This window comes from Collimonas sp. PA-H2 (assembly GCF_002564105.1).
GTDB lineage: Bacteria > Pseudomonadota > Gammaproteobacteria > Burkholderiales > Burkholderiaceae_D > Collimonas.
This window is the reverse complement of sequence record NZ_PDBX01000001.1, coordinates 2,067,779-2,082,831: the sequence shown is the minus strand read 5'-3', so window position 1 is coordinate 2,082,831 and position 15,053 is coordinate 2,067,779. Positions and strand designations below refer to the sequence as shown.

The window sequence follows — 15,053 nt, the reverse complement described above, 5'->3', positions numbered from 1 at the left end:
GGAAATGCAGCAGGTGTTGGAAATTTACAAATCGCCCGGCGCTTAAGTTGGCTAAAGGCAATGTTACCAGCGCGAGAAGTGCTCCTCGGTCACGCCCACCAGGTGTGCCACCGCGCGCGGCGCGGCATTGGGTTCCGGTTTGACCCAGCCGCTGAAACTGCCGATCGGCTGGATATAGCGGGTGGCGGCGATCAGCAGGTTCTTGTTTTCGCGGCGCGCGCCTTCCGGCGTGAATTGCAGGTCGAGCAAGCCATCGTCGGTATAGATATGCCAGGGCGCCAGCGGCGCCGCCGCATCGTACTCGAAACGCGCTTGGCCGAGCGCATGCAGCTGGCCGTCCAGCCACAGCACGTTTTCCTGCTGGCCGAAATAGCCGGCCTGCAGGTTGAAGCCGATATCCAGGCCGTGGGCCGAGGCCCAGCGCCATTCGGTATCGCGCGCCAGCAAGCCGTTGGAATAGTCGAAGCTGGCAATGCCATCCTGCAGATCGAAACGCTGTCCGCCTACCAGCACCTCACCGCTGAGCGCCATGCCAGGCGATTTCTGGGTCGCATGCACCGAACCGTTGACGATAGGACCGACCGCCAGCAATAGCGGCGCGGCGCGGCTGTCGTCGAATTCGGCTTCGATGCTGAACTGCTTGCTGTGCAAGCTGAGGTGGTACTTGCCGCCCGCATCGCTGCCTTTGCCGTCCGGCGGCAAGTAGCTGATGCGGTGGCCGAAGCAGCTGAAGCGGCTGGCGCCGTCCGGCCGCTCGCTGACCTGGGCGCTCAGGCCGGGTACGCCGTCCTGCGAAAAGCCGGCGATCTGCTTGCCTTGCAGGCGGTCGAAGACGTAGGCGAAGGCGGTATTGGTCCAGCCGACATCGACAATCGCGATGCCGCAGAACAACTGCGGGGTCGACAGCGCCACGTATTGCCAGCGCTTGTGGTGGAAGCGCCGCCACAGGCTGTTGCGGGCATAGGGCGCAGCCAGCGCCGACCAGTCGATGGCGCCGGTGCGGCCGGCATAGCGGCCCATGCGCGGCTGGCCGGCTTCATCGATGACGTTGGCAGGGGCGGCGGGCAGGTTTTGTACGGCTGTCGGGACGGATGTCATCGGACTTGCGCCAGGGCTGGCGGCACGGCGCTGACCGATGTTGCGAGATGCTGCTGCGGACAGGCGTCACCCGGCTTGGGCTGAACGGCAATATTGTGGCGGCGGCTCGATGGCATGGATGTCTCCCGATGGCTGTTCTTGCAATATCTATTGCATTGTGGAAATGGATGTTACGGATAGCCTGGTCTTCTGTCTACTGTCTAAGCTACCTGCTGGCAGGCTTGAGCCTTTACAATGGCGAGTTAGGTAAATTGGCCGGAGCGCTATTTGTTTACAGCGCAGCGGCCAGCGCCAATATCGCGATATATTCGTTTTTTTGCAACTTTTGCAGGCAATCCGATTGTTTTTTGAACCAGACCGACTAAATTTCTTCAGGCCCTTGGCCGGCAAGCACCGTAGCGTGGTGGTGGCCTGTGTGCGTGCGCTGTACGAGCGGCTGCACGGGCCAAGCGCCGACTACGGCCAGAACCTGACGCGCGACGGCTTGCGCGACCTGCTGCTGCCGGTGGTGCAGCAGGCGTTGCAAGAGGCGCGCCAGATCCTGCCGCAGCAGGAGGAGGCCGCCGCCGAACTGGCCGACGACGATCTGATCCCGGCCGGCGCCGACGACCAGCAGAGCAGCAGCGCGCTGCTGCGCACCTTGCTCAGGGACGGCTGGCTGGAAACCTTCGGCGACCGCGCCGGCCTGGTCACCGCCTATCGCTTCACCCGCGCCGGCAAGCTGTTTGCCGAAGCCTTCTGGGCCATCGACCGGCGCAGCGCCCGCACCCGCCAGCGCAATGTGCGTAGTTGCCGCAACGCGCTCAACGCCGCGCTGCGCAATGTCGACGCATACGATCTGATCGATGCCTACGACTATGCCGAAAAAGTCATCAGCGATTTGTCCGAGGGTGTCGATTACTTCCAGGAACTGGTGCGGCGCCTGATGCTGGAAGCCTCGCAAACGCCGTGGGACGGTTTCATGGAGTTTCTCGACCGTTTCGAGAAGGAATTCAAGAAGCAGCTGACCGCCGACAGCATTGAGCGCCACCGTCAGGCCATCCGCGACGTGATTGCGCGCCTGCACAGCCTGGAACACGACCAGGCGCGGGCGCTGGAAGAGCAGCTCAACGATATCGCGCGCTGGGCCAGCCAGGAGCGGCAGGGGCCGTCGACGCTGGACTGGATGCTGGACCGCATCGAAGAAATGGTGGAAGCCGCCTGCACCACCAAGCATCCGGAGCTGATCAAGGCGATGAGTGTCTACATGCAGCGCGCCGCCAGCATCGTGCAGCAAGCCCTGATGTTGCGCGGCGGCCACACCCGCCAGGCCTACAGCGTCGCCATCGGCAAGATCGCCAAGCTGAGCGGTGCTGGCAATGCTCAGGACGCCTTGCTGGAACGGCTGGGCGCGGCAATTGCTCCCGCCGAAATCCGCTTGCTGGATCCGGCCTCCTTCAAACTGCGCAGCGCTTCGCAGCGGCGCAAGGCGCTGACCGTCACCGCGCAGCCCAAGGTGACGCGCGACGCCCGTCTGGCAGCCGCCATGTACCGCGCCGAAGCCGATGCCTTCGCCCTCTCCAACGACGACATCGTGCACCGCATCCGCGCCGAACTGCGCCTGCGCGACCGCCCGATCCGCCTGTCGACCCTGCCGGTGGCGACCACCACCGACGTCCTCAACAACATGCAAATCGTGGAAGCCGTGCGCGGTGCGCGCGATGAACGGCTCACCGTGCAGAAATTACCGAGCAAACTCTGGAACGAGTTTTATGCCGGCGACGATTACCAGATCGAGATGAAACATGACACTGATTGAAGCATTGCAAGAGCAACTGGCGCTGCACAACCTGCCGCTGGAGCGTTTCCGCGAAATCGTCGGCCGCCTGTTTGCCGCCGGCATCGTGATCCGCGAGGAAGACGGCGTCGAGCAACGCCTGTACGACGATGCGCGCCGCATCGAAGCCTGCCTGCACGACTATTTCCAGCTCGCCGGTTTCCGCCTTGAGCACAATCTGAAGGGCGAGTTTTTCCGCTTGTATGCGCCCGGCGCCGAAGTGCCGGGCATGCCGGAAGACGGCCTGGAGTCGGTGCCAGGATTGCGCGCCCGACTGTCGCCGGATTTCGTCGCCGCCGCGCTGGCGCTGCGTTTCCAGTACCAGCAAGGCTTGTCGGAGGGCGGCAACCGCCTCACCGATGCGGGCGAAGTGCTGACCCGCTTCGAAGAACTGTCGGCGACCTTGCAGACGCAATTGAAACGGGCGCTGCCGCCCACCAATGTGGAACGCCAGCGTTTGCTCAACGACCTCAAGCGGCATCGCCTGATTCGCCTGGCCGCCAATTTCTCCATGGATGACGAGGACGCGCTGCTGGCGATCCGGCCGACCATCCTCGGCATCATCAGCGACGATATGCTGGAAGCGGCGCTGGAATCCGAGCCGCTGCCGCTCGGTGCAGCGAGCGACGATGAACAGGCCAGCGTGCCAGCGGTGATGGAAGAGCAAGAAGAAAGCATTGAAGGAAACGTGGAATGAAGCTGGATAAACTGATCCTGGTGAACTGGGGAGCGTTGCGCTCGCAGGAATACCCGATGGGCAATATGACCTTGCTGACCGGCCCTACAGGTTCCGGCAAATCGACCATGCTGGATGCCTTGCAAACCGTGATGACCGCGGTCTACCAGAATATTTTCAGCTATAACCCGGGGCAGGATGAGACCACCCAGGGCGCGCGCAACGGCAAGACCAAGCGCAGCCTGTGGTCCTATGTAGTCGGCGCCGAGGATAATCTGTTCGCTCGTCCCAACGGCGCACACGGCTATGTGGCCGCGGTGTTCAAGCCGAGCGAGGGCGAGGAGGGACGCGAGTTCACCGCGCTGGTGGCGGCTTCGGCGCGCGTCGACGGCGCCGGCGAACGCCGTCAGGCGGTATCGGAACGGCTGGCGCTGCTGATCATCGATGGCGTCGCCCTGCAGCTAGGCGACCTGACTTCGACCGAGATCGACGGCGGCATGGCGGTGGTGGCGGTGGAAAAGATCGAACGCCATCTGTCCGGGAAATATCACGGCGTCACCAACTTCCGCGACAGCAAGCGCGAGTACCTGTGCCAGCTGTACGGCCGCTTCCGCGGCCAGAAAACCGTCTCCTTCGCCGAAGCCGAAAGCGCAGCCAGCGCCTGGAGCCAGTCGATCGCGCACAAGCCTATCGGCAGCGTCGACGACCTGGTCAAGCATCAGATCCTGGAACTCGACACCACCCAGCTGGGACAGCGCATCGGCCAGATCAGCAAGCTGATGCGCCAAGTCAACGAGCTGCGCAAGGAAGGCGAACGCCTGAGCGACAACGTCAAGCGCCTGGAGCTGCTGGGCAAAGCCGTCAGCGACACCGCGCGCGCGCATCAGGCCGCCAGCCAGTCGCAGCTGCTGGCGTCGTCGCTGGCCTTGCGCGAAGACCAGCGCCAGCTGGAAGCAGCAACCTCTGCGATCGAGGGTTTGCAAGCGCTCATCGACGATGAAAGCGAGAGCGTCGACAAGCTGGAGCAGGACCGCAACGCCAAGAACCGCAGCCTGACGCAGATCCACGCGCAGATGATGGGGATTCCCGCCGCCGAGCAGAAGACCAGGATCCAGAACCAGATCGAACAATGCGATGGCAAGATCAAGGCCGTCTTCAATTCGCTGTTGCATAACGCGCAGACGGCGCAGCAGCTGGATAGCGCGGCGCGCAACGTCGCCGGCATGCAGATTCCGTCGGAGCAAAAGGACATTGCCGATGCCGCCCGCCAGGTCGTGCTGGCGCTGGCCGCTGCCGGCACGCTGGAGATTGCCAGCCATCTGCGCAGCATCGGCGAACTGGCCAAGGCCGAGCAGGTCGACGTGCTGAAATCGCTGATGCTGGTCAACGACTTTGAAGGCATCGACGCCGCGCTGGTGAAATTGCACGGCGCGCTGGCCGGCACCGAGAAGAGTTTTGTCTCGGCTTTGCACACGCAAATCGCGCAGTTGCGCGCCGGCGAGCATGAGGCTTTGCGACGCGAAAAGGACGCTGCTTCGCGCAAAGCCAACCTGGCCGAAGGCGGCGCCGATTATCCCGCACATATCCGCCACGCATTGAAGGAGTTCCGTGCCGAACTCGGCGCCGCCCGCGCCCAGGTGCTGTGCGACCTGGTCGAGCCGGCCTCAGCCGAATGGCAGGCGGCGATCGAAGGCTATCTCGGCGGCGCCCGTTTCAACCTGGTGGTGGACCAGGCCTGGGAAGGCAAGGCGATCGACTTCGTGCGCCAGAAAAAACTGCGCGCCAATGTGATCCAGGGCAGCTTCTGCCTGAAGAACCTGAAAGTCGAAAGAACTCCGAGTGATTCGATCATCCACGAACTCAGCACCGAGCATCCGATTGCCCACGCCTACCTGCACGACCAGTTCGGCCAGGTGGTCAAGGTCGCCGATACCGAAGCGCTGCGCCACACCTCGCGCGGCCTGACCAAGGACGGCAAGGGCAGCGGTTCGCGCACTATGTTCACTACCGATACCGACATGCTGGTGTTCGGCCAGGAAGCCAAGCGCCTGGCCAAGCAGCGCGCCGAACAGGAGCATGCGCAGGCCGAGCAGGAACTGACGCAGATCCGCGCCCAGCTGCGCGAACTGCAAGGCGCGCTGGCCCTGATGGGGCAGTTGCAATGTCCTTCGTTCGCCGCCATCGATGATCTCGAAAGCCTGGTGCGGCAGCTGGACGCCGCGCGCCAGGACATGAGCCGGCTCGACCTGACCCAGGTCAGCAAGCTGGAAGACGAAGCGCAGGCGCTCAGCCTCGAAATCGCCGCGCTGGAAGCGCGCAAGACCGCATGCAGCAAGAATATCGGCGGCCATGAAAAAGCCATCCAGGGACATCAGGCGTCGATTACCCGCCTGAATTTGGGCCTGGGCGGCAAGCAGACCCGGGTCGACACCGACAGCGAACGCCTGCGCCAGCTGTGCATCGTCAACGGCAGCCTGTCGTTCACTGCCGTGACCGATGAAGTGGCCGGCTGGATCAACGACGGCAGCTATTCGCAGACGCAGGCATCGAACAATGTCGGCAAGCAGACTGCGCTCAGCTGGCAGCTGTACGGCGATGCCCGCAATGCGCTGGGCGAGTACCACGCCCACGCCCGCATCGACGAACGCTTTGAAGTAGCCCAGGGCGAAGACCTGCGCGATGGCGATTTCACGCCGCTGTACGCCATGATGGTGAACTTGCAGGAACGCACCCGCGCGCAGCTGACGCGGCAGAAGGACATCGGCCTGATCAAGAACCTGGAACAGCTGCGCACTGCCGAATCCTCGTTCAACGACGTCTTTACCAAGCAGTTCTGTTACGAGATCCGGAATGCGGTCGATACCGGTGTGCGTACCCTGAAAACGCTGAACACCGAACTCGACAAGCTCAAGTTCGGCACCGACAAATTCCGCATCGACTGGTCGGAATGGATTCCGGAATTCAAGGCTTACTATGACTTCTTTTGCGCCACTTCGGAAATGGCGGATACCCAGGAAGCCAGCAGCAGCCTGTTTGCCGATCCCGCCTTGAGCGCGGAGAACTGCCTGGTGCGCGACCGCCTGGTGCAATTGCTGTTGTCGGACGATGAAGACAAGGCGGTCAAGGAGTTGCAGCGCGTTGCCGATTATCGCAACTACCGCCGCTACGAAATATACAAGGAATCCGATACCGGCTCGCACGTGCGTTTGTCGGAATGGGGCACCGGTTCCGGCGGTCAGCTGGAAACACCTGCCTACATCATCCACGCCGCCGTGGTGACCAACCGTCTCAAGCGTTTCGAGAAGGGCAATAGTTTGCATCTGCTGGTCAACGATGAATCGTTCGCCAAGATGGATGAAGGCCGCGCGCGCGATGTCTTGAAATTCCTGAGAGATAACCTCGGTATGCAGCTGATCTGCGCCATGCCGACCAAGCACGCCGGCGCCATCAAGCCGGAATTCTCGCGCGAATGGAGTTTCAGCCGCACCGTCGCCGACGGCAACGGCGAGGTCGGCTTCGTCTCCGAGTCGGATGAGCGCGAACTGCGTTCGGACAAATTGCGCGAGCTGTGGGAACTGCGGCGAGCCCAGGTGCGTGAGCAGGCGCAAATCAATTTTGAAGCGGCGGAGCAGGCGGCGTGAAACCCTACTTGGCATTCAGTACTTACATCGACGGCGACCACCCGCAAGTAGCCGCCAAAGCGACCGCCCTGGCGAATGGCTGCGCCAGCGAAGAGGAAGTGGTCAAAGCCTGCTTCGAATTCGTGCGCGACGCCATCCAGCACAGCTGGGATTTCAAGCGCGATCCGGTGACTTGCCGCGCTTCCGATGTATTAATCCACGGCACGGGATATTGCTACGCCAAGAGCCATCTGCTGGCGGCGCTGTTGCGTAGCAACGGGATTCCGGTCGGCTTGTGCTACCAGCGCCTGTCGGTGGGCATGGAAGGGCCGCCGTTCTGCCTGCATGGCTTGAATGCGGTGTACCTGAAGAACCACGGCTGGTACCGCATCGATGCGCGCGGCAACAAGCCGGGCGTCGATGCGCAATTCATGCCGCCGCTGGAGCGGTTGGCGTTTCCGGTGCTGGCGGAGCAGGAACGGGACTTGCCGGAAATCTGGGCAGAGCCCTTGCCGCAGGTGGTACATGCATTATTGGCGTATTCTTCTGTGCGGGAAGTCGCTGAAAACCTGCCCGATATTGAACTGATCTCGGCTCATCCGCTGAATTGATCCGCTGACTTGATCCCATTAACTGATTCTTCAGCCTTTGGAGTTAAACGCATGGCGATTCCCGCTCATCCTTCCCTGGTGGTTTATGCCGGCATTGCCGCGCTGGTGGTTTGGCGCCTGTACTCGCGCACCCGGCGCATGATCGGGCGCCAGAAAATGTCGAATCGGCGAACCTGGATCCGCATAATTTTTTTCAGCATCCTGATCGCGGCCCTGCTGCTTGGCGCCGCCGTGCACCCTATGCATGCGGCGGCACTGCTGGGCGGGACAGCGGCCGGCGCCGCCCTGGGCTGGTATGGCATCAGGCTGACCAGGTTCGAGCAAACGCCAGAGGGGCTGTTTTACACGCCGAGCCTTCATCTGGGTATAGCGCTGTCGGCGCTGTTCATCGGCCGCCTCGTTTATCGCGGCGTGCTTCTCTATTCGGCGTCGGCGTCGAATACCTTTTCATCGGCCGAATTTTCCGGCAGCCCGCTGACTTTGCTGATCTTCGGCATCCTGGCCGGCTACTACGTCGCCTATGCGATCGGCTTGCTGCTGTGGCGCCGTCGCGTCGGATCGTCTGTTCCTCGGTCGATATCCGGAGTGGAAATGCCTTAATGGCCTTTTCTGCAAGATGTTCCCTGGGTTATGCTGTCCGCTGCATCAGTCCATTAAGCGAAAGGAAATCCCTTGCCTGCCCACCTTCCTGTATTCAACATGCTGCGCCGTAGCGCTTGCGCCTTGCTGCTTGGCGCTGCCCTGACAACTGCTGCCAGCGCTGCGCCGCGCGCGGAAAATCATTGCCTGAGCGAGTGCAAGCCGCGCATTGGCATCGTCTCGGCGTTCGGCGCCGAAGCCGATATCCTGTTGGAGCAGACGCAGAAAAAGCGCGACTGGAAAGTCAACGGTAACCGGTTTACCACTGGCGAGCTGCGCGGCAATCCGGTGGTGATCGTGCTGAGCGGCGTCAGCGTGGTCAACGCCACCATGGTGACGCAGCTGATGATGAATCATTTCCATATTGAGCGTTTGCTGATGAGCGGCATTGCCGGTGGCGTCAATCCGGCCAGCCATGTCGGCGACGTGATCGTGCCGGAGAGCTGGGCGATGCCGATGGAAGTTTACTGGAACGGTGACGGCAGTCTGCCTGCACCCTGCGGCGCGGCCGGCGATGTCAGCTGCCTGGGCGTCAAGCTGGCGAGCGAGAACGGCAAGCCGCGGCCGGATTTCAAATTCAATACACCAAACGGTCCGCTCAGCAGCGGCCTGTTCATGCGCGACAATTTCGTGATGAATGCCAGCAATGCGCCGCAAGGAGAATTTCGTTTCGATTTCCAGGCCGATCCTGAAATGCTGGCGCTGGCGCGTCGGCTCAAGCCGGCGCTGGCGAAATGTGGGCCGAAGAATCCCTCCTTGTGCGTCAGCGTCCAGCCTGAGCTGCGGGTAGGCGGGCGCGGCGTTTCCGGCAGCGCTTTCCTGGCCAATCCGGGATACCGCACCTATCTCTACGACAATCTGCAGGCGCAAGTGGTGGATATGGAAACCGCTGCATTTGCACAGGTGGCTTACGCCAACCGCGTGCCTTTCATCGCGTTCCGCAGTTTGTCGGACCTGGCCGGCGGCAATGATTTCAAGGATGTCGGCGCTTTCTTCGGCAGCGGCCTGGCGGAAACCAACGAGGCCAGCGTGACGCTGGCCTTCCTGGAAGCCTGGAGTCGCCGCAACCGCCGTTGACTAACGGGACGCCAAGCTTACTTCAGGGACGCCAGTTTCTGCTCCAGGGCCTTGGCGTCGAGCGCGCTGCCGGTGCGGCTGCCGTCGGCGAAATACACGGTAGGCGTGCCGACGATGCGCAGCTTCTTGCCTAAGGCCAGCACCTGGTCGTTGGGCGTCGGGCAGGCCGCCGCGACCGCCGCTGCGGCTTTGCCGTTGGTCATCCAGTCGTTCCAGGCCTTGCTGCGGTCTGCCGAGCACCAGATATCGCGCGACTTCACTACCGAATCGTCGGACAGGATATTGAGCAGGAAGGTGTAGACCGTCACATTGTCGATTTCCTGCAGGGTCTTGTGCAGGTTCTTGCAGTAGGGGCAGTTCGGATCTTCGAAGATCGCCAGCACTCGCTTGCCATTGCCCTTGACGGTCTTGACTGCTGCATCGAGCGGCAGGTCGGCGAAATTGATCACCGCCAGCTGGTCCACTCTTTCCTTGGTCAAATCCTTGTAGGTATGGCTGTCGATGACTTTGCCGACCACGATGTAGTCGGCGTTTTCATCGGTGTAGAAGATGTCGCCGTTGGTGCGCACTTCATACAGTCCGCCATACGGCGTCTTGCTGATCGAATCGACCTTGATGCCGACACCCATGCGCGGCTCGATCAGTTTCTTGATGCGGGCTTCTTGCGCGGTCTCGGCGCTGGCGTTGGTGGCTGCCAGGACAAGCAGCAGGAGCAAGGTTTTTTTGAAGCGGGTCATGGCGTTCCCATTGGTAAAAAAGACTAAACGAGACAGGTTGCGGCGTCAGAATTTTTTCTTGGCGTCGATGGCGGACAAGTCTACGCCTGGTACCTTCTTGTGTTGCGCATCGGCCGGCGCCGCGTAGCGGGTCGCCAGTTTCCAGTCGTCCTCGACCTGTTTCCAGGTGTCGACGACAAATATGCTCTTTGCCAGCGGATCGGAGGCGACAACATCCAGCGACCAGAGGAAGCTGACGACCATCAGGCTGTCATACTCATGCACCGCCATCTGTTGCACCTGCGATGCGAACGGCGCCTGCTTCAGGGCGCTGGCGATCCATTCCGCGCGCGGTGTCGGCGTGCCGGGAGCGGCGGCGGTGCGCATTTCGTAGTTGTCGGCGAGGCGTTTCTCGATGATGCCGTTATTGCGCTGCTGGACAGCGTCGTTCAGTTCGTTTTCCAGGGTGCTGAAAATCTGCACCGAGCGGGTGACGGTCGGTACGGTTCTCTGGACCGGGGCGGCGGCTTGTTGGGCGAAACCGGATAGCGGGTGTGCCAGCAGCAGCGCCAGCAGGAGGGGAAGTTTTTTCATGGCTTGGACTCGGCGATTGAATGGGAAAGACCAGCGGAAGCTCCGCCGCGGAGCGCTCCGCGGCGGAATTCCATGTTACATCACGGCCGTCTTGCCATCACGGATAGTGCTGGGCGCAAGCCTGGCTCGGCAGCAGGGTCCAGTTCTGCTGAATCAGATACTTCATGGTGCCGAAGGTCTGGTTGTAGGCAGCGCCGTTGGAGGCGGTCGATGTGGCGCCGAAATTCCATGCGCATTTGTCGCCGTTTTCCATGCCGTTGGACAGTGCGTACCAGGCGTTGCCGTCCGGATCGGTAGTCGTTTCTTCGAGTTCATGCGAAACGATGCTGGCCATCGCATCCGCACCCGGCGTGTTGTTCGGGCTTGGCGTATTGGCGCCGCACGAGCTGGCGCACTGGGTTTCAGGATTGCCGATGAAGGCGTACTTGATGTTTTGGCCGTTGATCGTGGCGTTGGTATGCCAGCCGCAATACTGGGTGCAGAAACCCGAAGTTGCAGTGGTGTTCTTGTCGGTCAGCACAAAGTAGACGCCGTTCGCATCCAGCGGCAATGCGCCGGCATTGATCCTGTTGGCGACGATGGTTTCGATGTTCGCATCGGACAACTTGGTGCCGAGCGAGCCGCTGTCGGTAGCTGTGCCGGCGTAGTTGACCACGTTCTGCACATGCGTGCCGGCCTTATCGGTGTATGTGGTGTTGATGTTGAAATAAGGCGAGCCGCCGATGTGGTTGCCAAGGTTGGTCAGTACGTTTTGCGAAGCGCTGTCCCAAGTGCCGTACCAGATGTAGTAGACGTTCTTTGGTCCGGTCATCACCGGGCCGCCCTGATTGGTCAGGTTGGCGGTGCGCTGCGCCCTCAGGGTTGCCGCTTTTTGTGCATGCGTCTGCACGTCCAGGTCGAGTTCGCCCCAACCTTTGCCGGTTGGCTTGTAGACTGAGTCGCCGGATCCCTTGACTGCGCCTGCAAGTGCGACACTGGCGTAAGCACAAGACAGCGCCAGGACGACTAATTTGCGATTCAATTTCATTGCATCTCTCCATAGTTGATGTGAATTGACATAGCCGGACGTCCGATCGGGAGCGTCCGGTTACCGCAACTGGAGCGAGATTGCGTCTCGCTGCAGAATCGACGCACCGGCGGGCCGCCACCTGCCATGGCGGAACGACGAGTGCGTCTAAGACAACCCGGGCGCAGAACGCCAGGGTTGAAATTCGGTAATGCGAAGGAGACGAGAAGCTAGGAGTGCAGAGGCGAGGCGGGAGGTCTTGATGCGGCTTGAAGGGCGTACGGCTGGAAACGAATGAAGCTGAGCATCATGTTATTCCTCCTGTTGTACTACCATGTGTCGGCGCCGCATTGTGGTGCGCGCTACATCATTTATATGATGGCCTGGATTGACCATGGGGAAGGAGTGTACCTCCCGATTTTCATCGGCTGCAATGTATTTAATTGTTACATGGAAACAAAATTGTAACGAGATGCTACAGAGTGATACAGCTGTCCAGCCATTGCATGCGAATGATTATTTGTTAAAAAAAATGACAGCCGCAGCTGTAATGCTGTTCAGTTAGGGCAGAACGACATGGCGTAGGGTGGGCACTCCGTGCCCACGCAGTATCATGGATATTCGTGTCCCTGACATTCGTGCCCCGGCTACACGCCCCGGCCCGTCCGCGCGGGCACGGAGTGCCCACCCTACGAGTTCCGCAAATAAAAATGCCGCTCAGTCTTAACTGAACGGCATTACAGCCGCAGCTGTCAATTTCTTTGATGAAAACGCTCAGGTTTTCTGCATTTATTTGAACATCAAGCGGATCGAATCCCAGGCGCGGCCGAAGATGGTGGCCTGGCCGACGCTCTCCAGCGCCACCACCGGAAACTCGGCAATCGTCTTGCCATCGGCGTTGACCTTGACCGTGCCAACCTTGGCGTTCTGCTGGATCGGCGCGATCAGCGGATCGGTGCGTTCCAGCACTGGCTTGATCTTGTCGGCGATGCCCTTCGGCACGGTCACGTAGACGTCGTGCGTGAAGCCGATCTTGACCAGGCTCTTGGCGCCTTTCCAGACTTGCGGCGTGTCGATGGCCTGATCCTTGGCGTACAGCTTGACCGCGTCAAAGTTCTGGTAGCCCCAGTTCAGCAGCTTTTGCGCTTCCTGGGTACGGGTGCCGTCGGAGTTGGTGCCGATCACGACAGTCAGCAGGCGGCGGTCGCCGCCGGCGTTCGGACGCTTGGCGCTGGCGATGATGGAATAGCCGGCGCTGCTGGTGTGGCCGGTCTTCATGCCGTCGACGGTCGGATCGCTCCACAGCAGGCGGTTGCGGTTAGGCTGGGTGATCTTGTTGTAGGTGTACTTCTTGGTCGAGTCGATCTTGTAGAACTCGGGGAAATCGACGATCACGTGCGCTGCCAGCGTGGCCAGGTCGCGCGCGGTGGAGTAGGTGTCAGCGCTTGGCAAGCCGTGCGGATTGCCGAAGTGAGTGTTCTTCATGCCCATGCGTTCGGCTTCGTGGTTCATCAGCGCGACGAAGGAATCTTCAGTGCCGGCCACGGCTTCCGCCAGCGCTACCGCGGCGTCGTTACCCGATACCACCATCAGGCCGTACAGCAGGTCATTGATCGATACTGGCGTCGCCGGATCGATAAACATTTTCGAGCTGCTCGGGTCGACCTTCCAGGCGCGCGCCGAGACGGTCACCATCTGGTCGAGGCTGACCTTCTTGGTCTTGAGGGCGTCGAAGACCACGTAGGCGGTCATGATCTTGGCCAGCGAGGCGGGCTCGATGCGCATGTCAGGATCTTGCGAGGCGATCACCTGGTTGCTGGTGGTGTCCAGCAGCAGCCATGATTTTGCCGCCACTGTCGGCGACGGCAGGGTCTGGGCAAAGGCAACGGATATGGAGAGGACAGTTGCAGCGAGCGCCGCGAATATTTTTTTCATGGAATATCGAGTAATGAAATCAGAGCCAGCAAACCTGCATCGATGATAACAAAGAGCAACTTTGTTGGTGTGAATGGGTTGAAAAAATGCGTAAGCGGAGACGGTGAGCAAACAACCGCAAACAAGCGTGCCGATAGAATTATAGCGCTACCGCCCTGCCGGTCGACTTAACAATAATTCAAGCAGCTTGAATTGCGTTCAAATCACCGGCTCAGCGATGCCACATTTCGACCATGAGATTCTTGATATGTTGCAAGCGCCGGTGAAAAAAATGATCGGCGCCGGGAATCACGATCACCGGGATGTCTTGCGGGCGCGCCCATTCGAACACCCAGCTCAGCGGAATGGTTTCGTCCAGTTCGCCGTGGATCAGGATGCTGTTGGCCGGCACGGTCGGCAGCGGCCATTTGCCGGCGGCGGTGCCGACCAGCACCAGCCGTTCGGCCGGCGTGCCGGCATCGATAAGCCGCTGCTGCAATTGCGACTGCACGAAGGTGCCGAAGGAAAAGCCGCCCAGCGCCAGCGGCAGCTCAGGATACTGCCGGCGCATGTGGGCAAGCAGCAGCGCCATGTCGTCGGTCTCGCCGCGTCCTTCGTCGTGCGCGCCTTCGGATTTGCCGACGCCGCGGAAATTCATGCGCACCGTGACATAGCCGAGCGCCAGGAAGCCGCGCGCCAGCGTATGCACCACCTTGTTGTCCATGGTGCCGCCGAACAGCGGATGGGGATGGGCCACCAGCGCCAGGCCGCGCGGCGCCGGGAAGATTGAAGAATCAGGCAGGTCTAGCGCACATTCAAGCTGGCCGGCGGCGCCGGCGATGAAGAAGGATAAGGTTTGGGCGTTCATTGGATCAATTCAACTGGGTGACGATGTTATGTACTGCGTAGCTGCTTATATTTTCAAACGCTCGACGATCTTGCCGCCGACGATATGGACGTCGATGATTTCGTCGATGTCTTCATTGTCGACGTAGGTATACCAGACGCCCTGCGGATAAATCACCAGCGCCGGTCCTTCTTCACAGCGCTCCAGGCAGCCGGCCTTGTTGATGCGCACCTTGCCGTCGCCGGCCAGGCCGAGCTGCTTGATGCGTTTTTTTGCATGTTCCTGCGCCGCCTGCGCGCCGCTGTTGGCGCAGCAGACCCGCTCGCCGGGGGCGCGCTGGTTGAGGCAGAAGAAGACGTGGTGTTCGTAAAAGGGTTTGTCGCTCATGGTGTCGAAATGGTGGGTTGCGTGCTGCAAGCAGGAAGCAGGAATCATACAC

13 protein-coding genes are annotated in these 15,053 nt (G+C 61.0%); 6 read left to right on the top strand and 7 right to left on the bottom strand.

The annotated features are described in order from the left end of the window. Window positions 1–63: 63 nt before the first annotated feature. A complete protein-coding gene (locus BCF11_RS09480) occupies window positions 64–1,098 on the bottom strand; it encodes a DUF2804 domain-containing protein (protein WP_098494525.1) in 1,035 nt (344 codons plus the stop codon). A gap of 340 nt (window positions 1,099–1,438) precedes the next feature. Here BCF11_RS09480 and BCF11_RS09475 point away from each other — a divergent pair, with 340 nt between their 5' ends. The 6 genes from BCF11_RS09475 (at window position 1,439) to BCF11_RS09450 (ending at window position 9,537) form a co-directional block, all read left to right on the top strand. Further along, window positions 1,439–2,896 (top strand): Wadjet anti-phage system protein JetA family protein, encoded by a 1,458-nt coding sequence (locus BCF11_RS09475; RefSeq protein WP_098494524.1) that lies wholly within the window; start codon window positions 1,439–1,441, stop codon window positions 2,894–2,896. Continuing rightward, window positions 2,883–3,611, top strand: a complete 729-nt coding sequence (locus BCF11_RS09470) for a DUF4194 domain-containing protein (RefSeq protein WP_098494523.1) — start codon at window positions 2,883–2,885, stop codon at window positions 3,609–3,611. Before BCF11_RS09475 ends, BCF11_RS09470 begins: the two co-directional genes overlap by 14 nt. Beyond that, on the top strand, window positions 3,608–7,231 hold the full coding sequence (locus tag BCF11_RS09465; protein WP_098494522.1) for an ATP-binding protein: 3,624 nt from the start codon (window positions 3,608–3,610) through the stop codon (window positions 7,229–7,231). Before BCF11_RS09470 ends, BCF11_RS09465 begins: the two co-directional genes overlap by 4 nt. Beyond that, a complete protein-coding gene (locus BCF11_RS09460) occupies window positions 7,228–7,821 on the top strand; it encodes a transglutaminase family protein (protein WP_098494521.1) in 594 nt (197 codons plus the stop codon). Before BCF11_RS09465 ends, BCF11_RS09460 begins: the two co-directional genes overlap by 4 nt. 51 nt (window positions 7,822–7,872) lie before the next feature. Continuing rightward, window positions 7,873–8,421 carry a CcdC protein domain-containing protein gene (locus BCF11_RS09455; protein ID WP_098494520.1) on the top strand — a complete coding sequence of 183 codons (549 nt, stop codon included), beginning with the start codon at window positions 7,873–7,875 and terminating at the stop codon, window positions 8,419–8,421. 72 nt (window positions 8,422–8,493) lie between these two features. Continuing rightward, window positions 8,494–9,537 (top strand): 5'-methylthioadenosine/S-adenosylhomocysteine nucleosidase, encoded by a 1,044-nt coding sequence (locus tag BCF11_RS09450; RefSeq protein WP_233212429.1) that lies wholly within the window; start codon window positions 8,494–8,496, stop codon window positions 9,535–9,537. 17 nt (window positions 9,538–9,554) lie between these two features. On the opposite strand, the gene BCF11_RS09445 is transcribed toward BCF11_RS09450, so the two are convergent. The 6 genes from BCF11_RS09445 to BCF11_RS09420 form a co-directional block, all read right to left on the bottom strand. After that, window positions 9,555–10,274, bottom strand: a complete 720-nt coding sequence (locus tag BCF11_RS09445; protein ID WP_098494518.1) for a DsbC family protein — start codon at window positions 10,272–10,274, stop codon at window positions 9,555–9,557. 45 nt (window positions 10,275–10,319) lie between these two features. Further along, on the bottom strand, window positions 10,320–10,847 hold the full coding sequence (locus tag BCF11_RS09440; protein ID WP_098494517.1) for a nuclear transport factor 2 family protein: 528 nt from the start codon (window positions 10,845–10,847) through the stop codon (window positions 10,320–10,322). A 97-nt stretch (window positions 10,848–10,944) separates the two neighbouring features. Next, window positions 10,945–11,874: a hypothetical protein gene (locus BCF11_RS09435; RefSeq protein ID WP_098494516.1), complete on the bottom strand. Its 930-nt coding sequence runs from the start codon at window positions 11,872–11,874 to the stop codon at window positions 10,945–10,947. Window positions 11,875–12,642: 768 nt separating this feature from the next. Further along, the gene (locus BCF11_RS09430; RefSeq protein WP_098494515.1) at window positions 12,643–13,788 is read right to left on the bottom strand and encodes a D-alanyl-D-alanine carboxypeptidase family protein; all 1,146 of its coding nucleotides are present in this window, start codon (window positions 13,786–13,788) and stop codon (window positions 12,643–12,645) included. Between the two features lie 211 nt (window positions 13,789–13,999). Beyond that, window positions 14,000–14,635 (bottom strand): alpha/beta hydrolase, encoded by a 636-nt coding sequence (locus tag BCF11_RS09425; RefSeq protein WP_098494514.1) that lies wholly within the window; start codon window positions 14,633–14,635, stop codon window positions 14,000–14,002. 45 nt (window positions 14,636–14,680) lie between these two features. Further along, window positions 14,681–15,049 carry a ferredoxin gene (locus BCF11_RS09420; RefSeq protein ID WP_098494513.1) on the bottom strand — a complete coding sequence of 123 codons (369 nt, stop codon included), beginning with the start codon at window positions 15,047–15,049 and terminating at the stop codon, window positions 14,681–14,683. Between the last annotated feature and the right edge of the window lie 4 nt (window positions 15,050–15,053).

Coding starts and splice junctions, on each gene's coding strand:
- BCF11_RS09480 (WP_098494525.1), bottom strand. CDS start 1,098: ATGACATCCGTCCCGACAGCCGTACAAAACCTGCCCGCCGCCCCTGCC.
- BCF11_RS09465 (WP_098494522.1), top strand. CDS start 3,608: ATGAAGCTGGATAAACTGATCCTGGTGAACTGGGGAGCGTTGCGCTCG.
- BCF11_RS09470 (WP_098494523.1), top strand. CDS start 2,883: ATGACACTGATTGAAGCATTGCAAGAGCAACTGGCGCTGCACAACCTG.
- BCF11_RS09435 (WP_098494516.1), bottom strand. CDS start 11,874: ATGAAATTGAATCGCAAATTAGTCGTCCTGGCGCTGTCTTGTGCTTAC.
- BCF11_RS09445 (WP_098494518.1), bottom strand. CDS start 10,274: ATGACCCGCTTCAAAAAAACCTTGCTCCTGCTGCTTGTCCTGGCAGCC.
- BCF11_RS09425 (WP_098494514.1), bottom strand. CDS start 14,635: ATGAACGCCCAAACCTTATCCTTCTTCATCGCCGGCGCCGCCGGCCAG.
- BCF11_RS09455 (WP_098494520.1), top strand. CDS start 7,873: ATGGCGATTCCCGCTCATCCTTCCCTGGTGGTTTATGCCGGCATTGCC.
- BCF11_RS09440 (WP_098494517.1), bottom strand. CDS start 10,847: ATGAAAAAACTTCCCCTCCTGCTGGCGCTGCTGCTGGCACACCCGCTA.
- BCF11_RS09420 (WP_098494513.1), bottom strand. CDS start 15,049: ATGATTCCTGCTTCCTGCTTGCAGCACGCAACCCACCATTTCGACACC.
- BCF11_RS09430 (WP_098494515.1), bottom strand. CDS start 13,788: ATGAAAAAAATATTCGCGGCGCTCGCTGCAACTGTCCTCTCCATATCC.